The sequence below is a fragment of the Viridibacillus sp. NPDC096237 genome, assembly GCF_050278625.1.
Classification (GTDB): domain Bacteria; phylum Bacillota; class Bacilli; order Bacillales_A; family Planococcaceae; genus Viridibacillus.
The window spans coordinates 1-21,961 of the sequence record NZ_JBNNTI010000026.1 but is presented as its reverse complement, the minus strand read 5'-3'; the positions used below and the strand labels follow the sequence as shown (position 1 = coordinate 21,961).

Annotated in this window: 21 protein-coding genes, 1 tRNA gene, 2 pseudogenes and 1 riboswitch; of the genes and pseudogenes, 20 read left to right on the top strand and 4 right to left on the bottom strand. The window is 37.8% G+C overall.

All coding sequences use genetic code 11. The features are described 5' to 3' along the window. Positions 1 to 431 precede the first annotated feature (431 nt). A complete protein-coding gene (locus tag ACQKMD_RS14350; RefSeq protein ID WP_427752828.1) occupies positions 432 to 2,675 on the top strand; it encodes an SH3 domain-containing protein in 2,244 nt (747 codons plus the stop codon). A gap of 154 nt (positions 2,676 to 2,829) precedes the next feature. Here ACQKMD_RS14350 and ACQKMD_RS14345 read toward each other — a convergent pair. Further along, positions 2,830 to 3,152 (bottom strand): annotated as a pseudogene (locus ACQKMD_RS14345) (transposase); the annotation flags it as partial. A 571-nt stretch (positions 3,153 to 3,723) separates the two neighbouring features. Here ACQKMD_RS14345 and ACQKMD_RS14340 point away from each other — a divergent pair. From ACQKMD_RS14340 to ACQKMD_RS14305, 8 genes are all read left to right on the top strand, one after another. Beyond that, entirely contained in the window at positions 3,724 to 5,412 is a 1,689-nt protein-coding gene (locus ACQKMD_RS14340) for a long-chain-fatty-acid--CoA ligase (protein WP_427752827.1), read from the top strand. A 103-nt stretch (positions 5,413 to 5,515) separates the two neighbouring features. Further along, positions 5,516 to 6,097, top strand: a complete 582-nt coding sequence (locus ACQKMD_RS14335; RefSeq protein ID WP_427752826.1) for a TetR/AcrR family transcriptional regulator — start codon at positions 5,516 to 5,518, stop codon at positions 6,095 to 6,097. 99 nt (positions 6,098 to 6,196) lie between these two features. After that, complete coding sequence (locus ACQKMD_RS14330; protein ID WP_427752825.1) at positions 6,197 to 6,970, top strand: enoyl-CoA hydratase; 774 nt, start codon at positions 6,197 to 6,199, stop codon at positions 6,968 to 6,970. Positions 6,971 to 6,995: 25 nt separating this feature from the next. Then, positions 6,996 to 7,769 carry an electron transfer flavoprotein subunit beta/FixA family protein gene (locus ACQKMD_RS14325; RefSeq protein ID WP_427752824.1) on the top strand — a complete coding sequence of 258 codons (774 nt, stop codon included), beginning with the start codon at positions 6,996 to 6,998 and terminating at the stop codon, positions 7,767 to 7,769. A 32-nt stretch (positions 7,770 to 7,801) separates the two neighbouring features. Beyond that, entirely contained in the window at positions 7,802 to 8,779 is a 978-nt protein-coding gene (locus ACQKMD_RS14320) for an electron transfer flavoprotein subunit alpha/FixB family protein (protein ID WP_427752823.1), read from the top strand. Positions 8,780 to 8,972: 193 nt separating this feature from the next. Then, positions 8,973 to 9,287 (top strand): thioredoxin, encoded by a 315-nt coding sequence (gene trxA, locus ACQKMD_RS14315; protein WP_427752822.1) that lies wholly within the window; start codon positions 8,973 to 8,975, stop codon positions 9,285 to 9,287. Between the two features lie 226 nt (positions 9,288 to 9,513). After that, the gene (gene uvrC, locus ACQKMD_RS14310) at positions 9,514 to 11,289 is read left to right on the top strand and encodes an excinuclease ABC subunit UvrC (protein ID WP_427752821.1); all 1,776 of its coding nucleotides are present in this window, start codon (positions 9,514 to 9,516) and stop codon (positions 11,287 to 11,289) included. 58 nt (positions 11,290 to 11,347) lie between these two features. Next, positions 11,348 to 11,529, top strand: a riboswitch (Lysine riboswitch). A gap of 125 nt (positions 11,530 to 11,654) precedes the next feature. Continuing rightward, positions 11,655 to 12,887 (top strand): aspartate kinase, encoded by a 1,233-nt coding sequence (locus tag ACQKMD_RS14305; RefSeq protein ID WP_427752820.1) that lies wholly within the window; start codon positions 11,655 to 11,657, stop codon positions 12,885 to 12,887. Between the two features lie 58 nt (positions 12,888 to 12,945). Here ACQKMD_RS14305 and ACQKMD_RS14300 read toward each other — a convergent pair whose 3' ends face one another. Beyond that, positions 12,946 to 13,362 carry a YslB family protein gene (locus ACQKMD_RS14300; RefSeq protein ID WP_427752819.1) on the bottom strand — a complete coding sequence of 139 codons (417 nt, stop codon included), beginning with the start codon at positions 13,360 to 13,362 and terminating at the stop codon, positions 12,946 to 12,948. A gap of 272 nt (positions 13,363 to 13,634) precedes the next feature. On the opposite strand from ACQKMD_RS14300, the gene ACQKMD_RS14295 reads away from it, so the two are divergent. The 11 genes from ACQKMD_RS14295 to ACQKMD_RS14245 all read left to right on the top strand — a co-directional run bounded on the left by ACQKMD_RS14295 (position 13,635) and on the right by ACQKMD_RS14245 (position 21,187). Beyond that, the gene (locus ACQKMD_RS14295) at positions 13,635 to 14,243 is read left to right on the top strand and encodes a succinate dehydrogenase cytochrome b558 subunit (RefSeq protein WP_427752818.1); all 609 of its coding nucleotides are present in this window, start codon (positions 13,635 to 13,637) and stop codon (positions 14,241 to 14,243) included. Positions 14,244 to 14,305: 62 nt separating this feature from the next. Beyond that, positions 14,306 to 16,063 carry a succinate dehydrogenase flavoprotein subunit gene (gene sdhA / locus ACQKMD_RS14290; RefSeq protein ID WP_427752817.1) on the top strand — a complete coding sequence of 586 codons (1,758 nt, stop codon included), beginning with the start codon at positions 14,306 to 14,308 and terminating at the stop codon, positions 16,061 to 16,063. Between the two features lie 2 nt (positions 16,064 to 16,065). Next, complete coding sequence (gene sdhB, locus ACQKMD_RS14285; protein WP_427752816.1) at positions 16,066 to 16,842, top strand: succinate dehydrogenase iron-sulfur subunit; 777 nt, start codon at positions 16,066 to 16,068, stop codon at positions 16,840 to 16,842. A gap of 148 nt (positions 16,843 to 16,990) precedes the next feature. Beyond that, positions 16,991 to 17,434, top strand: coding sequence for an acyl-CoA thioesterase (locus ACQKMD_RS14280; RefSeq protein WP_427752815.1), 444 nt, complete (start codon positions 16,991 to 16,993; stop codon positions 17,432 to 17,434). Between the two features lie 75 nt (positions 17,435 to 17,509). Beyond that, positions 17,510 to 17,731 (top strand): helix-turn-helix domain-containing protein, encoded by a 222-nt coding sequence (locus ACQKMD_RS14275; RefSeq protein WP_427752866.1) that lies wholly within the window; start codon positions 17,510 to 17,512, stop codon positions 17,729 to 17,731. 75 nt (positions 17,732 to 17,806) lie between these two features. Next, positions 17,807 to 18,265 (top strand): MarR family winged helix-turn-helix transcriptional regulator, encoded by a 459-nt coding sequence (locus ACQKMD_RS14270; protein ID WP_427752814.1) that lies wholly within the window; start codon positions 17,807 to 17,809, stop codon positions 18,263 to 18,265. 10 nt (positions 18,266 to 18,275) lie between these two features. Beyond that, the gene (racE, locus tag ACQKMD_RS14265; protein WP_427752812.1) at positions 18,276 to 19,076 is read left to right on the top strand and encodes a glutamate racemase; all 801 of its coding nucleotides are present in this window, start codon (positions 18,276 to 18,278) and stop codon (positions 19,074 to 19,076) included. Between the two features lie 89 nt (positions 19,077 to 19,165). Next, positions 19,166 to 19,927 carry a ribonuclease PH gene (gene rph, locus ACQKMD_RS14260; RefSeq protein ID WP_427752810.1) on the top strand — a complete coding sequence of 254 codons (762 nt, stop codon included), beginning with the start codon at positions 19,166 to 19,168 and terminating at the stop codon, positions 19,925 to 19,927. Continuing rightward, positions 19,924 to 20,526, top strand: coding sequence for an XTP/dITP diphosphatase (locus tag ACQKMD_RS14255; protein WP_427752809.1), 603 nt, complete (start codon positions 19,924 to 19,926; stop codon positions 20,524 to 20,526). Before rph ends, ACQKMD_RS14255 begins: the two co-directional genes overlap by 4 nt. Positions 20,527 to 20,529: 3 nt before the next feature. Next, on the top strand, positions 20,530 to 21,042 hold the full coding sequence (locus ACQKMD_RS14250) for a metallophosphoesterase (protein ID WP_427752807.1): 513 nt from the start codon (positions 20,530 to 20,532) through the stop codon (positions 21,040 to 21,042). Between the two features lie 71 nt (positions 21,043 to 21,113). Further along, a tRNA-Arg gene (locus ACQKMD_RS14245) sits at positions 21,114 to 21,187 on the top strand. Positions 21,188 to 21,342: 155 nt separating this feature from the next. On the opposite strand, the gene ACQKMD_RS14240 is transcribed toward ACQKMD_RS14245, so the two are convergent. Beyond that, positions 21,343 to 21,528, bottom strand: a complete 186-nt coding sequence (locus ACQKMD_RS14240) for a tyrosine-type recombinase/integrase (protein ID WP_427752865.1) — start codon at positions 21,526 to 21,528, stop codon at positions 21,343 to 21,345. A gap of 286 nt (positions 21,529 to 21,814) precedes the next feature. Further along, positions 21,815 to 21,961, bottom strand: a pseudogene (locus tag ACQKMD_RS14235) (IS30 family transposase); the annotation flags it as partial.

Sequence of the window (21,961 nt, the reverse complement as noted above, 5' to 3'; positions counted from 1 at the left end):
CAGGGTCTCGTCTGTCTCGCTTTACCCGCGGGAGTCGAGCGGACGCTTCTCCAAACCAATAAAATTCTATAGGATAGATCAGGTTTTCCGAAGCTTACCGCTCGCTTTCCACGGGCGAGAGCCGAGCCGCTTCGTCGCTACGCTCTTGCAGGGTCTCGACTGTCTCGCTATTCCCGCAGGAGTCGAGCGGACGCTTCTTCAAACAATAAAATGCTACCTTCTAATTTCTTCAGTAATGAAACAGTATTAATGATTCTAAGTGAAATGAAAGTATTACCGATAAAAGAAGAAGATTTAAAAAATGTTAAATAGTGTATATATTATGATTCTACTTTTATAGCAAGAGAGATATAATATTAATAGTATAGCCATATTCTATGGAAGTATATTTTTCTTAGAATTAATTTTTCGAATATATGGGAGGGCTCAATATGAGTTTTAATAATAAAAAAACATTTTTATATCTAACAAATTGTACATTTGTATCAATAGGAATTCTTTTCGCTTCAAGTGTGAATCCGTTTGAAACACCGATATCACCAAAAAAAGTCGAGGCAGCTGCCGTAAAAACATATACAGTAACTGCAAAGGTTAATTTACGATCTAAAGCCTCGGCAAAAGGGAAAATTCTTTTATCAATACCAAAAGGAAAATCTGTCACATACGTTTCTAAAACGGGCAGTTGGTATAAGGTGAAATATGGGACGAAAATTGGCTATGTCAGTACAAACAATATTAAAGTAACAACTAGAATGACGGCGTTTGCTGCAACAAACTATCAATCAATAGAAAAGGCTAACTTAAGGTCTAGCGGCTCAACAAAAGGGAAGACGGTGAAAGCTACCGCGAAATCTGGAGTATGGTATAAAGTAACATACAAGGGCAAAACTGGTTGGGTAAATAGTTCATATATTAAAGAGTATGATGCCTATAAAAAGACGGCAACCACTTATTACCTAACAGAGAAAACAGCTACACTTCGTATAACGCCTAACACCAAGAAAGCGCAAGTATACTCAATTTCAACAAATAATACCTTCAAGTCAACACAATCAGTTGTTAATAGTAAGGGAGAAAATTGGTATCGTGTATTCTATAAGGGCAAGTATTATTTTTTGCAATCTACTGTAGTTAGTAAAGTAATACCTACAAAAGTAAAAAATACGGACTATACAGCTGATTCAGCAACCTCTTTATATGCGGAAGCGGGAGTATCGCATACTAAAATAACAAGCATTCCAAAAAATGCAAAAGTGACTTCGACTGATCGAATAGGTAATTGGTTAAAGGTAACATACGAAGGTGAGGCGGGTTATATAGACAGTACTAAATTTAGTGTCTATACGCCAAGTGTCGATACGACTGCTGATGATATAGACGACAGTACACCAACATTACCAAGTGGTTCATCAATAAGTCAGATGACCATCTATAGTATTGCTGATTTAAAATTACGCCAATCGAACTCTACATCATCAGATTTGTTAAAGATGATTCCTGCAAATACGCAGTTGAAAACAACGTATAAGGCAATAAATGGCTGGTACCAAGTGAGCTACGAAGGTATGACAGGCTTTGTATCAGGTTCGTATTTAATAGATGAAACAACGAAGTCAAAAATCGCTAGTCTAGAATCCAATCAAAATAGCTATCTGTTCATGGATCTTCGTACCAATTCATCTGTGACAGCAGATCAAATCAATAAATATATTGCTAGTAAGACTGTTGGAAAAACTAGTGTTTTAACAGGTCAAGGACAAGCTATTATTAAGGCAGCCGATAAGTATGGGATAAACGCTCTTTACTTTGCAGCACATGCAATTCATGAGAGCAAATTTGGAACTTCCGACATTTCGTTTGGAAGAAATAACTTATTTGGCTTTGGAGCATATGATATCGCTCCATTCATAGGGGCTGTTAAATTCGATTCAGTAGGAGATAATTTGGAATTTGTGGCACAGTCGATGAAAGCGACCTATTTAAATCCTTTAAATTGGAAATATAATGGTGGTGCCTATTTAGGATACTCAGCTAAAGACGTTAATGGCGTTCGCATTGATACTTTGAGTAAAGGGATGAATTTCTATTATGCAAGTGATACTAATTGGGGAAATGCAATCGCTAATCATATGAACGCTATACTTGCATATGATAAAGAAGGAGCAGTTTCAAAAACACCTAATACAGACGTTCCTTCTGAACCAAGTTATCCTGATCTTAAAGATGTGTTCCCAACTGGAACGGTAGCAATTGCAAATAGTAATTTGAATCTATACAGCAAAAAAGGAAGTACAAATAGTGTTTCATCAACTATTGCAAAAGGCGAAACGTTCAACTTGCTAGAAAAGTCCAATGATTACTGGCTAACGGTATCATATAAAGGGAAAACGTATTATACAAATGTTCAAAAGTTCAGCACTTACAATAAATTTTTTACTGTGAAGAACTTAGCGCGTGTTAATACTTCTTCAGCTAATGGAATAGCATTAAATGTTCGCTCTGAAGGAAATGCAACCAGTTCTAAAATTGGAGAATTATTAAATTATCAATTTATTGAACTCGCAATAGATAAAAATAAGCCGATTATGAGTGGCACTTGGTATAAAGTAAAATTACCGAATGGAGAACTAGGCTATGTTTCCGGTACCTATATAGTTCGTGAATTAGATAAATAAGTAAATGTATTCCAGTACAAAAATAAACATGACCTCAAGAATAAATGAGGGTACTGAAAAACTAACGTTTTTAAAATGTATTGTTCTTCAATAGTAAACACCGGCACTTTTGTTCGATTTTGAACATAAAGTGCCGGTGTTTTTTGTATTTCCCTTATTCTTCATTTAATAGCTTCAAGATATGTTTCAAATTTACTGCAAATATTGTTGTAGCTCCTTGGACTTCCAGGCCAAATACACCCGCTGGTTTTGCCGTATTGTAGCCATACGGATTTTTTAACTCACTATTCTTCGCTCAATTTTATAGCGCTTTTTCGCTAAGTCTTTGAATCTTGCCGTTTCTTGAAAAGCAGCTTGCTCTTCAAGTTCGGTGGATTTTATGGAAACTGAATACGTTTTGATTTTGGCGCCGTCTTTATAACAGCCATCTTGTAATGGACAGACCTCACATTTTTCTATGTCAAAGTAATACGTAACGAGTTCTTTGATTTTAGGCACAATTAAATGTAAAGCAACATATAAGGGCTTAGAGTGAATGATTCTTGTTTGGAAATCATGGACAGTTCCACCTTGAATTAGTCTTTTCATTATAAATGGTTAGGTTTGAATCGGAAAGAATGAAAAACTCAGATAAACGATAAAACTAGTTGATTGGAGTGCAGGGGGCGACTCCTTGGGGAACTAGCGAACATCTTGAGACCCCGCAGGAGCGTTAGCGACGAGGAGGCTCAAGGTTCGCCCCCCAGGAAAGCGTTCGCCGGAACGGAAATTAACGGCATCGAAGAGAAAGCCATGGCTAAAATTCATTTTATGGACTTTTTCAGTGCCCTCAGAATAAATTGGAGTCATTTTTTTGTACGATACTTTATTGTTTTTGTATGTTTAGATTATTTGACCTAAACATAATGGGTGAGATCTTTACAATTACAAATGGAAAAAGAAATATGATTTTCGATAAATTTAGGAAAAATTTGAAAGCGTTGCCACTTTTATTTATACTTAATTATAGAAGTATTCTTACAATTTAATAACGAAGGGGGAATGGAGCATGACTGAAAAGATTTGGCTGTCAAATTATCCGGATAATATACCTAAGTCTATGGAATATGAAGAAATTCCGTTGCAGGAGTATTTGACGCGAGCGAGTAGTAAAACACCTTCCAAAATTGCAATTCATTTCATGGGGAGGGATATTACGTACAAAGAATTGTATGAAGAATCATTGAAATTTGCCAATTATTTAGTATCTATTGGTATTGAGAAAGGTGATCGTGTAGCCATAATGCTACCAAATTGCCCTCAAGGCGTTATAGGTTATTTTGGAGTGCTATATGCCGGAGGTATTGTCGTTCAAACGAACCCGCTTTATACAGAAAGAGAAATTGAATACCAGATGAAGGATTCCGGTGCAAAAGTGATTTTATCCGTGGATATTTTGTATCCACGTATTGCAAAAATTATGAAGAATACACATTTAGAACATGTCATTATTACAGAGATTAAAGACTACTTACCTTTCCCGAAAAATTTAGTATATCCATTTATTCAAAAGAAGCAATATGGCTTCAAAGTTACAGTTGAGCATAGTGGCAGCAATCATTTATTTACTGAAATATTAAGGGTAGCTACAACTGAACCAATCGCTTTAAACTTTGATATTGAAGATGATATTGCGTTGTTGCAATATACAGGTGGTACGACAGGCTATCCAAAAGGAGTTATGTTGACACATAAAAACTTAGTAGCGAACGTACAAATGTGTAGTGCATGGATGCCTGAGTGTATATCTGGTGAAGAAGTGATTATGGGTGTGTTGCCGTTTTTCCATGTTTATGGGATGACTACGGTATTATTATTATCAGTTATGCGCGGAGACAAAATGGTACTATTACCGAAGTTTGATGTTGAAACAACGTTAAAAACGATCCAAAAACAAAAGACAACACTTTTCCCTGGAGCGCCTACGCTTTATATTGGTCTATTAAATCACCCAGATATTGCGAAATATAACTTATCTTCCATCAAGGCGTGTTTAAGTGGTTCTGCTCCGTTACCTATAGAAGTGCAAGAGAAATTCGAGAAAATTACTGGTGGTAAGCTTGTAGAAGGCTACGGCTTAACAGAAACGTCACCAGTATCACATTCGAATTTCATTTGGCATGGTGAACGGGTGAGAGGTTCTGTCGGAGTTCCTTGGCCTGATACAGATTCTGCTATCTTCAAAATGGATTCAACTGAACGATTACCAGTTGGTGAGGTTGGTGAAATTGCTATTAAAGGTCCTCAAGTTATGAAAGGTTACTGGAATCGTCCCGAAGATACTGAGATGACCATGAGGGAGGGGTGGTTGTTAACAGGAGATCTTGGTTATATGGATGACAAAGGCTACTTTTTTGTCGTTGATCGTAAAAAAGACATTATTATCGCTGGTGGTTTCAATATTTATCCAAGGGAGATTGAAGAAGTGTTATATGAGCATGAGGCTGTACAGGAATGTGTAGCACTCGGTGTTCCTGACCCATATCGGGGTGAAACAGTGAAAGCTTTTATCGTATTAAAAGAAGGCATGGAAGTGACAGAAGAAGAGTTCAATACGTATTGTCGAGAAAACTTAGCCGCATTTAAAGTTCCTCGTATTTATGAATTTCGTGATGAACTACCAAAAACAGCTGTCGGTAAAATACTGCGCCGTACTTTACAAGAAGAAGATAAAGAAAGAACACTGGAAATTATGTGAAAATAATGACAAGTCCACTTGACAAGTGTAAAATGAAATTATAAGATGAAAATATGAATGAATAGTCATTCATATTTTCATTTTTTATATGGTGGTGATCGTATTGAAGAAAGACAAACCGAAGTATAGACAAATTATCGATGCGGCCGTTATTGTAATTGCGGAAAATGGTTATCACCATGCACAAGTTTCCAAAATTGCTAAACAGGCAGGCGTCGCCGATGGAACAATCTATTTATACTTTAAAAACAAAGAAGACATATTAATTTCGGTATTTAAGGAAAAAATGTCTGTATTTGTAGAAAATTTACAGTGTATAATTAGAGATGGAAAATCATCGTCTGAGAAGTTGAAGGCGATGATTGAGAATCATTTCCAGGTTCTAGCAGGAGATCATCATTTGGCCACAGTTACACAATTAGAGCTTCGTCAGTCTAATAAAGATATTCGTCTCAAAATTAATGCGGTATTAAGAGAGTATTTAATATTACTTGATGAAATATTAGTAGAAGGTATGGAGACGAAAGAATTTAATTCAGAAATGGATTTGCGACTCGCGCGCCAGCTCATTTTTGGAACGATTGATGAAGTAACGACATCATGGGTCATGAATGATCATAAATATGATTTAACTGCGCTAGCACCGAAAGTACAACATTTAATATTAAATGGAATAAAAGCATAGGCTGTAAACAACAGTTGAATTGATAGTAGCCAATCCATTACTTCAATTCATCTAGTACACTACTTACATAGCCACAATGCAAAGGGGGGAAATGGGAGTATGGAATTTTTACGTTGGACAGTAGAAGATGGAGTTGCAATTGCAACGATTCAGCGCCCACCTGCAAATGCTTTATCGCGGGGTCTAATTTTAGAAGTAAATGAACTTTTAAGTGCTGTAGAGCATGATGATACAGTTCGAGTTATCGTTTTACATGGGGAAGGAAGATTCTTCTCAGCAGGAGCAGATATTAAAGAATTTACAGCTGTTGCTTCAGGTGCTGAATTTGTAAAATTATCTGCGAACGGACAAGATGTTTTTGAACGTTTAGAGAAATTTCCTAAGCCAGTTATTGCTGGTATTCACGGCGCAGCTTTAGGTGGGGGACTTGAGCTAGCGATGAGTTGTCATTTCCGCTATGTGACTGAAAATGCGAAATTAGGATTACCTGAATTACAATTGGGGCTAATTCCTGGTTTTGGAGGTACACAGCGCCTACCTCGTTATGTTGGGGTCGCAAAAGCGGCAGAAATGATGTTCATTAGTGAGCCTATTTCTGGCACTGAAGCTGTAAAGTGGGGCTTAGCAAACGCAGCCTTTTCTGATGAGGAATTGCTACCTCAAACGATTGCAACAGCCAAACGAATTGCGAAGAAAAGTTCAGTCGCTCTAAAAGCTGCAATTGATATGTTGCAATATGCTAAGCATACTTCATTCTATGAAGGCATTGAAGCTGAGGCAAAAGCTTTTGGAACCGTTTTCATGTCTGAAGATGCCAAAGAAGGTATTCAAGCATTCATAGAAAAACGTGAACCAACTTTCACAGGTAAATAAAAAATAGTATTAGGAGGTTTGTTGAATGAACATTTTTGTATTAGTAAAACGTACTTTTGACACAGAAGAAAAGATTGTTGTAACTGGTGGAGCAATTCAAGAAGATGGAGCAGAATTCATCATCAACCCATACGATGAATACGCAATCGAAGAAGCTATTCAAGTTCGTGATGCACAAGGCGGAGAAGTAACAGTTGTTACTATCGGCGGTGAAGATGCAGAAAAACAACTCCGTACGGCTTTAGCTATGGGTGCTGATAAAGCAGTCTTAATCAACACTGAAGATGATTTAGATGAGCTTGATCAATTCTCAGCAGCATATATTTTAGCTGAATACTTAAAAGATAAAGATGCAGACCTTATATTAGGTGGGAACGTTGCTATTGATGGTGGTTCAGGTCAAGTAGGCCCACGTGTTGCGGAATTACTAGGTATGAACTATGTAACTACAATTACAAAACTAGAAATCGATGGCAAAACAGCTAAAATCATTCGTGATGTAGAAGGAGATTCAGAGGTTCTTGAAGCTGAATTACCACTTTTAGTTACAGCACAGCAAGGTTTAAACGAGCCTCGTTATCCATCATTACCTGGAATTATGAAAGCGAAGAAAAAGCCTCTTGAAGAGCTAGAATTAGATGATTTAGATATTGATGAAGATGATGTTCAAGCAAAAACAACAACAGTTGAAATTTACTTACCAGCTCAAAAAGTAGCTGGACGTGTATTAGAAGGCGATTTATCTGATCAGGTGAAAGAGCTTGTTAGTCTATTACATTCAGAAGCAAAAGTCGTTTAAGCTGATTTTAAATTGTATGGGAGGGACATAACATGTCTAAAAAAGTATTAGTATTAGGTGAAGTACGCGAAGGAAGCTTAAGAAATGTATCATTCGAAGCTATTGCAGCTGCAAAAAAAGTGTCTGGTAGTGGAGAAGTTGTAGGCGTTCTAATCGGAGACGCTGTAGCGAATCTTGCCGAGGAACTTATTCAAAACGGTGCAGACCGTGTAGTGACTGTTGAACACCCACATTTAAAACAGTATACTTCTGATGGATTTAGCCAAGCATTTATGGCCGTTACTGAGCAAGAGCAACCAGAAGCAATCGTTTTCGGTCATACTGCTCTAGGTAAAGACCTTTCTCCTAAAGTAGCTAGTAAATTACAAAGCGGTTTAGTATCAGATGTTACAGATATTGAAGGGGAAGATGAAAAAGCAATTTTCATCCGCCCAATCTATTCTGGTAAAGCATTTGAAAAAGTACAAGTGAAAGAGGGTCTTGTGTTTGTGACAATCCGTCCAAATAACATTGCTCCTCTCACAAAAGACGAATCTCGCACAGGTGACGTGATTTCAATGTCAGTAGATATTACGAATCTACGTACTATTATTAAAGAGGTCGTTCGCAAATCAACAGATGGCGTTGATTTGTCAGAGGCAAAAGTTGTAGTAGCTGGTGGTCGTGGCGTGAAAAGTGAAGATGGTTTTGCTCCATTAAAAGAGCTTGCTAACGTACTTGGCGGCGCTGTTGGTGCTTCAAGAGGTGCTTGTGACGCTGATTACTGCGATTATTCATTGCAAATCGGTCAAACTGGTAAAGTTGTTACACCTGATCTTTATATTGCAGCAGGTATTTCAGGTGCAATCCAACATTTAGCTGGTATGTCTAACTCAAAAGTAATCGTTGCGATCAACAAAGATCCAGAAGCGAATATTTTTAAAGTAGCTGACTACGGTATCGTTGGAGACCTTTTTGAAGTTATCCCAATGCTTACTGAAGAGTTCAAAAAATTATTAGTAAACGCATAATTGATGCTTCTAACCCCCGTAAATGGATACACCATTTACGGGGGTTTTTTCATACAAGCATACAAATAGGCATGTGAAATACGTATTTTACTATCGTTATTGCAAAATAATGCTGTTATAAGCATAACAGTCGCTCGTGCTTTTTATCCGTGCTATACTACCGTTATACGCAAGTTGAAGGAGGATATTTAATATGGCAATTGTATACGCAACAGATGCAAGCTTTTCAAATGATATCGCAGAAGGTTTAGTACTAGTTGATTTTTGGGCAACTTGGTGCGGACCTTGTAAAATGATCGCTCCAGTTTTAGAAGAACTAGATTCTGAACTAAACGGTGCAGCTAAAATTGTTAAAGTTGATGTTGACCAAAACCAAGAAACAGCAAGTAAATTTGGCATTATGTCAATTCCAACTCTATTGTTATTCAAAGACGGAGAGCCAGTTGATAAAACAGTTGGTTTCCAACCGAAAGAAGCATTAGTTGAATTCATTCAAAAACACGCTTAATCTTTGAAGAAATAAATATAAAACCGGGTTCCTACAATGGTGCCCGGTTTTTTTTAGAAATAATAAAGTATAAAACTATTCTGTATATGATCTAGTTCCAGCGTCTAGCCCCTCGAGGTCATAACCCAAATTCGACATGGAGGTTAAAGGGCAACCTCCATGCCAATTCGGCTTATGCTTGCCGGGAATGAACAAGGCGCTTGTACTTTTCTGAGAAGGTGATAAGATGAACGAATTAATAAAGCAAAAATTAGCCATTCTACCTGACCAACCAGGTTGTTACTTGATGAAAGATCGACAAGGTATAATTATTTATGTCGGCAAAGCAAAGGTGCTAAAAAATCGCGTACGCTCTTATTTCACAGGCAGTCACGATGGTAAAACGCAACGACTTGTAAGCGAAATAGAAGATTTCGAATACATAGTGACATCTTCGGATATAGAGGCTTTTATTTTAGAATTGAACCTCATTAAAACCCATGATCCGAAATACAACATTATGCTGAAGGATGACAAGACGTACCCTTATATTAAAATTACGAATGAGAAGCACCCGCGACTTCTTATCGTTCGCAAAGTGAAGAAGGATAATGGTAAATACTTTGGACCTTATCCAAATAGTTTTGCTGCAAATGAAACGAAAAAATTACTTGATCGCCTGTATCCTCTTCGGAAATGTACGAATTTACCAAACCGAGTTTGTTTATACTATCATTTAGGTCAATGTCTAGCTCCTTGTGTAAAAGAAGTTGTGAAAGACCAATATCAAGAGATTATTCAAGGTATAACAAGTTTCCTAAATGGTGGTTATGGAGAAGTTAAAGAAGATTTAAATGCAAAAATGCTCGATGTAGCTGAAAAATTAGATTTCGAAAGAGCGAAAGAATACCGAGATCAAATTGCCCATATAGAAACGGTCATGGAACGTCAGAAAATCACCCTCACTGATTTAACGAACCGTGACGTTTTTGGTTATGCGGTTGATAAAGGCTGGATGTGTATCCAAGTGTTCTTTGTTCGACAAGGCAAGTTAATTGAAAGAGATGTTTCGTTATTCCCGATTTATAGAGATCCTGAGGAAGAATTCTTAACGTTTGTCGGGCGCTTTTATGAACAAGCAGAACATATTAAGCCGAAGGAAATCTTCATACCTTCGAATATTGAAGGAGAGCTTTTAGCGACTGTGCTTGATATAAAAGTGACGATTCCACATAGGGGAAAGAAAAAAGAACTTGTTGACTTAGCGAGTAAAAATGCTCAAATCGCTATCTCTGAGAAATTCCAGTTACTTGAGCGTCAAGAAAAAAGGACAATAGGTGCCTGCGAAGAATTAGGAAATGCGATGAATATCGCTACACCACTTCGCATAGAATCATTTGATAACTCCCATATTTTCGGAGCTGACGCCGTTTCGGCAATGGTTGTTTTTATTGACGGAAAGCCGAGCAAAAAGGATTATCGTAAGTATAAAATTCAAGTGGCTGCAAAGCATGACGATTACGGTGCAATGCGAGAAGTCATTCGCCGAAGATATACTCGTGTATTAAGAGATGGCTTGCCTTTACCTGATTTAATCGTTATCGATGGTGGGAAAGGACAAATGGAAGTGGCAAGAGAAATATTAGAAGATGAGCTTGGTTTAGATATCCCTATTGCTGGTTTAGCAAAAGACGATAAACACCAAACTTCTCAACTGCTATATGGCTCGCCGCCAGAAATTATTCCATTGAAGAGAACGAGTGAAGCATTTTATCTATTACAACGAATTCAAGATGAAGTGCATCGTTTTGCTATTACCTTCCATCGCCAATTACATGAGAAGAATGCCATTACATCTGTTCTCGATGAAATTGAAGGAATTGGTCCGAAACGAAAGCAACAACTTCTCAAACAATTTGGTTCGGTAAAAAAAATTCGTGAGGCATCCTATGAAGAGTTAATTGCTGCGAATGTACCAAAAAAACTAGCTTATACCATATTTACTTATTTTTCCGAAAAATAAATTGTAGTAATCAGAAAATTGTGTTAAGGTAGCATTACTATTTAAATAATCACTATTTAGTGATGATAGAGGTGCGGATTTCAAGAGTAATCAGCAAGAGGATGAATAGATCCTAGGACTGTTGATGAAAGGGAAGGTCGCCGAAGTGATAAATTGACTATTTCCAATTTATTTCTGGTTCTACATTTAACAAGTGTAGAATTGTCAGACCCGTTTCGGTTCTGGAGGGCTATCTCACATGAATGTTCTTTTGAACGTGCATTCTACGGAGGCGGCTTTTCACATGGAAACGTGTGAAAGGCTGCTTTTTTCATAAGATGTCATTGTGAATACGGTCGTCATAACAAGTAAGGGAGAGGTTATGGGTGAGTTGTTTAGTCTTTAAATTTGGTGGTACATCAGTTGCAACGATTGAACGCGTAATGCATGTAGCAAGACGCATTCAGAAAGAGAAGGAAAAGGGCAATAATGTTGTCGTTGTTGTTTCGGCAATGGGTAAAACGACGGATATACTTGTAGATATGGCACATGAAATTATGCCAAATCCATCGAAGCGAGAAATGGATACGCTCTTAACAACAGGTGAGCAGGTGACTATCTCATTATTATCGATTGCTTTGCAAAGCATAGGTTTAAAAGCTCAGTCCTTCACTGGTTGGCAAGCTGGAATATTAACAGAAGGCGTTCCGAGTGATTCGCGCATTGTGGAAATCCAAGCGGCAAATATACAGAAAGCGTTGGATAGAGACTGTGTAGCTGTAGTTGCAGGTTTCCAAGGAATCGATAATAATAACAATATTACTACTCTAGGTCGTGGTGGATCAGATACGACAGCAGTTGCTTTAGCTGCGGTATTAGGTGCTGAACGCTGTGATATTTATACAGATGTTGATGGTGTGTATACTTCAGATCCTCGTTATGTTCCGAATGCTCGTAAACTACAAGGACTGTCATATGATGAAATGCTAGAATTGGCGAATTTAGGAGCGGGTGTTTTGCATCCACGTGCTGTAGAGTTTGCGAAAAACTATAACATTCCATTAGCAGTTCGCTCTAGTTATGTAGAAGATGAAGGAACAATTATGAAGGAGGAAGTAGAAGTGGAAAAAGATTTAGTTGTACGCGGGGTTGCATTTATGTCAGATATTATTCGTGTAACGGTAGGGTATGAAGGGAATTATAATGGTTCTTTAGTAAATATATTTACAGTATTAGCAGATAATCATATTAACGTAGATATAATCGTTCAAACTATTATTGAAGGTGTAGAGCCTTCGGTATCTTTCACTATTAAAAAAGAAAATTTAGCAGATACCGCTCGTGTATTGGAAGCAAATAAATCTGAAATTGGTTATCGTCATGTAAATTATGAAGAAGACGTAGCTAAAGTGTCGATTGTTGGATCTGGTATAGTATCTAATCCTGGCGTAGCTGCAAAAATGTTTGATCGCTTACATAAAGAAAATATTACACTCAAAATGGTAAGTACTTCTGAAATTAAAATTTCTGTCATCATACCTCAGGATTCAATGTTTTTGGCTGCAAATGCATTACATGATGAATTTGAGTTAGCAGCTAGTCTCGAAATTCAAGTTTAAAAATATAAATTTAAAAAGCTGACTAGGCATCTTGAATAGATGTTTAGTCAGCTGCTTTTTATAGTTGATCTTTTAAATCCCATTTGACATGGAATCGGACAACCCCTCGTTTTACTTTCTTTTCGTCGTAGCATTCTGTTAAGAAACCACTGATTTTTTCTTGTTGAGCTGCTAGGAAGCCACTTTCAAGTCGGAAACAGCGTTTTTCAAATTGCATAGCTTCAGGGTCTCCAGTTAAAGTATAAAAAGATTCATCTTTAGATTGTTTCTCTATAGAAAGATCGCCCCATCCAGCTTCGTGGAAAAATGAAATAGCTTCTTCCATGCTGTATAAAGGGAACTTGCGTGCTAACTCTTTTCCGCACCAATATAAGATATCCTCTTCGTTTTTTCCAAGAACAGATGAGAGTACGTGATCTCTTATTAGTTCGTAACCAAATAATGGGAAGTGTTGAGTGTTAGTAGTAGATGACATGATTTACCTTCTTTCATTTAATTTTGTCTATTTTTTGTCAGAGTTAGAAAATAACGTTTTCTAGTAGAATATTTATGTATTTACGAGAGAAAATCGTATATTAAAGGTAGTTAGAAATAGTGTTGGTTACCTTGACGCTCTGCCATGATGAGAGTACAATGAACTTGTCATAATATTGTACCATGATGAAATATGCAGTCAATGGATACCATGTTGAAAAGCATTGGTAGTTGTTCGTCTGTCTATTTTCAGTATTAAGGGGGGTAACAGTTTTGTCGAAAGATCGAGAGTTTTTATTGCGTCGTCTGCATTCACTTCTTGGAATTATTCCAGTTGGACTGTTCTTGACGCAACACTTGTTTATTAACTTTACAGCAACAAAAGGTGCAGAATCATTTAACTCAGCAAGTGAATTTATGGGTAATCTCCCATTCTTATGGGCTCTAGAATGGATTGTAATTTACATTCCATTAATGTTCCATGCTTTTTATGGTGTGTACATAGCCTTCACTGCACAACCAAATACTAAACGTTTTAGCACTTTCCGTAACTGGATGTTCGTATTACAACGTTTCACTGGAGTATTCCTAGTTGTCTTTATCGCTTGGCATATTTTCCAAACTCGTATCCAAAAAGCACTTGGAACAGAAGTTGACTACAACATGATGGCAGATGTTTTATCTAACCCATGGATGTTAGCATTCTATGTTGCAGGTATTATTTCAGCAACTTTCCACTTAGCAAATGGTGTTTGGGCATTCTTAGTAAGCTGGGGAATTACTCAATCTCCAAAATCTCAAAAAATTGCAACTTACATTACTGTTTTAATTTTCTTAGTGTTATCAGTAGTCGGCGTAAGTGCATTACTTGCATTCGTTTAATAGAATGCACTTAACATCATGTAAGCGCTTGATTACTATTTGAAAGAGGAGTGAGAAAAAACATGGCTAAAAGTAAATTGATAGTCGTTGGCGGCGGTCTTGCTGGTTTAATGGCTACTATGAAAGCAGCCGAGATGGGCACAGAAGTTGAATTATTCTCATTGGTACCAGTAAAACGCTCACACTCTGTATGTGCACAGGGCGGAATTAACGGTGCCGTTAATACAAAAGGTGAAGGGGATTCTCCATGGATCCACTTTGATGATACAGTTTATGGTGGAGACTTCTTAGCGAACCAACCACCAGTAAAAGCTATGGCTGATGCAGCACCTGGTATCATTCATTTATTCGACCGTATGGGTGTTATGTTCAACCGTACGCCAGAAGGTTTACTAGATTTCCGTCGTTTCGGTGGTACATTAATGCACCGTACAGCATTTGCTGGTGCGACAACAGGTCAACAACTTCTATACGCTCTAGACGAACAAGTTCGTAAATGGGAAGTAGAAGGCTTAGTAACAAAGTATGAAGGTTGGGAATTCTTAGGACTAGTTCTTGATGAATCTGGCGTATGTAAAGGTATTAAAGCACAAAACCTTACTACACACGAAATCAAAGCATTCCGTTCTGACGCAGTGATTATGGCGAGTGGTGGTCCTGGTATTATCTTCGGTAAATCTACTAACTCAATGATCAACACTGGTTCTGCAGCATCTATTGTTTATCAACAAGGTGCTAAATATGCGAACGGTGAGTTCATTCAAATTCACCCAACAGCAATTCCTGGTGACGATAAACTTCGTCTAATGTCAGAATCTGCTCGTGGTGAAGGTGGCCGTATTTGGACTTATAAAGACGGTAAGCCTTGGTACTTCTTAGAAGAAAAATACCCTGCATATGGTAACTTAGTACCTCGTGATATTGCAACGCGTGAAATCTTCGATGTTTGTATTAACCAAAAACTAGGTGTTAACGGTGAAAATGTTGTTTATCTAGATCTTTCACACAAAGATCCGCATGAACTAGACATTAAACTAGGTGGTATTATTGAAATCTACCAAAAATTCGTTGGTGATGATCCACATAAAGTACCGATGAAAATCTTCCCAGCTGTTCACTATTCTATGGGTGGTCTATGGGTAGATTACGATCAACATACAACTATTCCAGGTGTATTTGCTGCTGGAGAATGTGATTACTCTCAACATGGTGGTAACCGTTTAGGAGCTAACTCATTACTTTCTGCTATCTACGGTGGTAGTATTGCAGGTCCAAACGCTGTAAATTACATCAAAGGACTTGAAAAACATGTTGAAGATCTTCCTTCTTCAATCTACGATTCCGCAGTTGCTGAAGAACAGCAAAAATGGGATGATACATTGAATCTAGATGGTAACGAAAATGCTTATTTACTTCACAAAGAACTTGGTGAATGGATGACAGCAAACGCTACTGTTGTACGTTACAATGATAAATTAAGAGCAACAGATGATAAAATTATGGAATTACAAGAACGTTATAACAACATCAATATTAACGATACAGCTAAATGGAGTAACCAAGGTGTACAATTCACTCGTCAGTTGAAAAACATGATGGCTCTTGCTCGCGTTATTACTTTAGGAGCATTAAATCGTGATGAAAGTCGTGGAGCGCACTATAAACCAGACTTCCCAGAACGTGATGATGAAAACTTCTTGAAAACAACTATCGCGGAATTCACTCCTTCTACTGAGCCTAAATTAAGCTATGAAGAAGTAGATGTTTCGTTAATCCCACCACGTAAACGTGACTATTCTTCTAAGAAAGGGGATAAATAAACATGGGACAAGCAGTTGAAACGAAATATATTGATGTAGAGATTCAACGTCAAGCTGCTACAGATGCACAGCCATATATGGAAAAATTCAAAGTACCTTACCGTCATGGAATGAATGTAATTTCTATATTAATGGAAATTCAACGTAACCCAGTAACTGCTGATGGTAAAAATACAGCTCCAGTTTCATGGGATATGAGCTGTCTTGAAGAAGTTTGTGGTGCATGTTCAATGGTTATTAATGGGCGTCCTCGTCAATCATGTTCAGCATTAGTTGACCAATTAGAACAACCTATTAAATTACAACCAATGAGCACTTTCCCGGTCGTTCGTGACCTACAAGTAGACCGTAGCCGTATGTTTGATTCACTTAAAAAAGTGAAAGCTTGGGTTCCAATTGATGGTTCTTATGATCTTGGTGAAGGTCCACGTATGCCTGAGCGTAAACGTGAATGGGCTTATGAATTATCTAAATGTATGACTTGTGGTGTATGTCTTGAAGCATGTCCAAACGTGAATACTCACTCTGATTTCATGGGACCAGCTCCACTTTCACAAGTACGTCTATTCAATTCTCACCCAACAGGTGCAATGAACAAAGACGAACGTCTAGCAGCAATCATGGGCGAAGGCGGTCTTGCTAACTGTGGTAACTCTCAAAACTGTGTAGTTGCATGTCCAAAAGGTATTCCTTTGACTACTTCTATCGCATCTTTGAACCGTGCTACTACAGTACAAATGTTCAAAAACTTCTTTGGTTCTGACCATATGGTTGACTAATCTATTATTGAAACTTATAAAACAGCTTCACACATAAGTGTGGAGCTGTTTTTTGCGTCTTATAAAGAGTAGTTATCCGTTTTTGTCTTTAGGGTTTTCTGTTATAATAAAATGAATCATTGTTCATTTTTGCGAAGGGGGAAAGCGTATGCAATCATCATACATTAGTAATATGGAAGAATGGAAAAAGGGGTTTTCATTTTCAGTACCTGTGCAAGTGAGATTTTCAGAGACTGATATGTTTGGACATATGAATAATACAGTACCAATCACATATTTTGAATATGCACGAATCGAATTTTTAAAGCATCTTGGTTTTATGGGTAAATGGATGCATGGAGATAGTGAAGCTATACCGGTTGTGGCAGATATTCAATGCGATTATGTGAAGCAAGTGTACTTTGAAGAGCAATTGAATATTTATGTGAAAATAGAGAGTATCGGTAACTCATCATTAGATATACACTATTTAGCGATGAATAAAAAGGAAGAGATGTGCTTTACAGGGCGCGGAACAATTGTACAGATGAACCGCGTCACAGGGAAGTCTATACGTTGGAATGAATCGCAATTAGAAAGAGTTGAAGCATAATATTTGAATAGCCGTCACCGCTTTGCTCCTTCCGACATACGCTACATGGAAGAGGGGATTGGAGGGCCGCGTGTGATGAGTCATTCACATCATCGTTCATTGTTAACTAAGCGTGAACGTGAAATTTTTCAATTACTTGTACAGGACTTTTCGACAAAGGAAATAGCGACACAACTTCACATAAGTGAAAAAACTGTTCGCAATCATATTTCCAATACTATCCAGAAACTCGGTGTGTCAGGCCGTGCACAAGCGATGATAGAGCTTCTTCGACTAGGAGAATTGTCGTTAGGATGAATGTGCCCTTGCCATTTTTGTTAAAACACTTCACAATATAGGGATAAGTAATCCTTTTGAGGAGTGAAGGTTCACATGACAAATCAAGATTCACAGTCCACACATAATGCTGAACAAGTAGCATTTTTGGAAAAAGAACTTCGACATATTTCGGCATTAATTAAGCAGAAGGGTCGAGAAATTTTAAGTAACTATACAATTACACCTCCGCAATTTGTTGCGTTACAATGGCTTCATGAGATTGGTGACATGACAATTGGAGATCTATCAAATAAAATGTATTTAGCGTTTAGCACAACTACAGACTTAGTCGATCGCATGGAAAAAAATGCATTAGTTAAACGTATTCGTGATAATGAAGATCGTCGAGTTGTTCGAATTCATCTATTAGAAGAGGGCGAACGTATAATTGCAGAAGTAATTGTAAAACGTCAAAAATACTTGAATGATATCGTAACAGATTTTAGCGAAAAAGAAGTACTAGAATTATCAAGATTATTACACAAACTATATAACGAAATGAACCAGGATTGAGGCGGTTAACGTGAATGCTCCCATCGGAGTGATTGATTCGGGTGTTGGTGGATTAACCGTTGTAAAAGAGATGCTACGATTACTACCGAACGAATCCATATATTATATCGGTGATACAGCAAGATGCCCGTATGGACCACGTTCACAAGAACAAGTGAGAACCTTTACATGGCAAATGGCGGATACATTGTCCAAAATGAATATCAAAATGCTTGTCATTGCTTGCAACACCGCAACAGCAGTTGCTTTAGAAAGTTTGCAAAAGAAATGTCCTTTCCCAGTTATCGGTGTTATTAACGCAGGTGCTAGAGCAGCGATTAAAGCGACGAAAAGCCACGATATTGTAGTCCTTGGTACTGAGGTCACAGTGAAAAGTGGTGCATATGAAGAGGCGCTTTATTCACTTTCTTCATCTAGTAAGGTAACATCACTAGCTTGCCCGTCATTTGTTCCTTTAGTGGAAAGTGGCGAGTACGAAGGGGAGTTTGCTGACCAGTTAGTAAAAGAAAGTTTACAACCATTACAAAAAACAAGTTTTGATACGGTTATTTTAGGCTGTACACATTATCCACTTATTCAGCGAAATATTGAACAGACAGTAGGTGAACACGTTCATGTTGTTTCTTCAGCAGAAGAAACTGCAAAGGACGTCCAAAATCTACTGAGTTATCATCATATCGCAAGGATGGAACAATTAGCGCCAGAGCACCGTTTCTTTACGACGGGCTCGGTGCCGATGTTCCAATTAATTGCGAACAAATGGTTACCACTTCAGAAGATACAAGTGAAAAGAATTACTTTAAAAAAGTAATAGCGTTAATAAAAGGATAGAAAAAGCCCGAAATGATGGACATTTCGGGGTTTTCCTATGAATTAAAACAACTTAATTGGAGGTACATCATGACAAGAAATGATGGACGTAATAAAGACGAACTAAGACCTATTCAAATGGACAAGGATTATTTAATACACCCAGAAGGATCTGTATTAATAACAGTAGGAAATACAAAAGTTATTTGTAATGCTACTATTGAAGAAAAAGTACCACCATTTATGCGCGGAGAAGGAAAAGGTTGGGTAACAGCTGAGTATTCAATGTTACCAAGAGCAACTGCATCAAGAACACGCCGCGAAGCATCTGCTGGTAAAATCGGTGGTCGTACAATGGAAATCCAACGTTTAATTGGACGAGCTTTACGCGCAGTAGTAGATTTAGAGAAACTAGGGGAAAGAACAATTTGGATCGACTGTGATGTCATTCAAGCAGACGGAGGTACTCGTACAGCCTCTATTACAGGTGCGTTTGTAGCGATGGCAGACGCAGTGGCAAAACTACAAGACGCTGGAAAAATCACGCACTACCCATTAAAAGACTTCCTAGCGGCAACAAGTGTAGGTATCGCTGCTGAAGAGGGCGCTATTTTAGATTTAAATTATCTTGAAGACTCTGCAGCAGAAGTGGACATGAATATCGTTCAAACAGGCAAAGGTCAATTTGTTGAGCTACAAGGTACAGGTGAAGAATCTACATTTTCACGTGAACAGTTAAATGAACTTTTAGTATTAGGAGAATTAGGTGTTCAACAATTAATCAATGCACAAAAAGAAGTTTTAGGTGAAATTGCACTTCGCATAGAACGTAATTTGGAGGCAGGAAAATGAAACAAGTCGTAATCGCAACGAAAAACAAAGGAAAAGCGAAGGATTTTGAAGCAATTTTTGGCCCTTTAGGTTTTGAAGTAGTTACATTATTTGATGTAGCACCTGACTTAGATATCGAAGAAACTGGGACAACTTTCGAAGAGAATGCCATTCTAAAAGCAGAAACAGTTGCTAACATGCTTGGCAAAATCGTCATTGCTGATGATAGTGGCCTTAAAATTGATGCATTAAACGGTGAGCCAGGCGTTTACTCAGCACGTTATGCAGGCGATCATGATGATGAGGCAAATATGCAAAAAGCATTGAAAAACCTTGAGGGCGTAAAAGGAGAAGACCGTACAGCACGCTTCTGTTGTGCACTAGCTATAGCTGGACCAAATCAAGAAACAACAACTGTTTTTGGTACTTGCGAAGGTCTGATCTTAACTGAAAAACGCGGTACAAATGGTTTCGGTTACGACCCAATCTTCTTTGTTCCACAACTTAACAAAGCTATGGCAGAGCTAACGCCTGCTGAAAAAGGAGCCATTTCCCACCGTGGTAATGCGATTCGTTTATTAGCGGATCAACTACCGACTTGGGTATCAGAAGTGGAGTGATAAATGATGAGAATTCTAGTAATGAGTGACACCCACAGTGATGCTACCGTTATAAAACAAGTCATTTCTAATGTTCAGGATATCGATGCAGTGTTCCATTGCGGTGATAGTGAATTATCTTTTGAAGCTACTGAATTACGTGATATGTACAAAGTAAGGGGAAATTGCGATTACGATAAACAATTTCCAGACGACGTCATTGAAGAAATAGATGGTCAAAAAATCTATATGACACACGGCCATTTATACAATGTCAAACTGACTTTATTATCACTTTCATACCGCGCAGCAGAAGTAGGCGCTAACCTCGTATTATTTGGCCACTCACACTTGCTAGGAGCGGAGTTAATAGGTGATACACTGTTTGTTAACCCAGGAAGCCTTCGCTTGCCTAGAGGGCGTAAAGAAAAGAGCTACGCAATCATCGATTTTGACGGTAAAGAGTGGCAAGTCACATTCAAAACAGAAACAAATGAAATCATTACTAAAAAGAATTTTTCTATATTAAAAAAATAATGTTGACACTTTCAAATATCTGATATATACTAAGTATTGTCTTTCCCGTTGGAACGCGGGATTGCACATTTGTCTCAGTAGCTCAGCTGGATAGAGCAGCGCCCTTCTAAGGCGTCGGTCGGGGGTTCGAATCCCTCCTGGGACGTAATAAGGTTCAGATAGATAAAGTTTGAACCAACTAAAATAGCACTACAAATCCTTTGGTATCAATGGTTTGTAGTGCTTTTGATTTTTCTGAGTATACGTTAGAAAACGATAGAAAATGAAAAGTTTCTACACATTTTCTACACATTCAATGCATTAGATTATCGAAAATTTGGTTTGTTTTCTGAGAGTCTCGATCGCGTATTCTTTTAACACATGAGCGTAGGTGGATGATGTAATATCAATGGAGGCATAACCTAGTCGTTCAGACACATAAAGGATGGATATTCCTTGATATAAAAGAACACTTGCATGAGTGTGTCGCAGTCCATGAGCAGTAATCAGTGGATTAATTATAAACGATTTAAAATAGCTCTTAACACGTCATTCAAACGATCATTTTTGATGATTAAGATGTCAGATAAGCAATCATAGAACACGAGCTTGTGCACATTTTTAAAGTCTTTCTTGCGTGTCTCGATGAAGTTTTTAAAATGTACCATCGTATTCTTATCCAAAGAGATATTTCGCTCAGAATTCTCATTTTTTAAAGGTCCAAAACCACCATTCCCCTTATAGCGCCATTGCTTGGTGATTTTTATTGTGTTATTTTCAAAATGTTACTTTGTCAAATTAAGTGCAACACTTGCTCCATGAACGCTTCGTGTGCAGATTTCCAACCCAAGCATTTTCTTGGGCGATTATTAATTAAATATAACGCCTTTTTTAATTCATCCTTGCTTACCTCAGCTAGGTCTGTTCGCTTAGGGAAAAA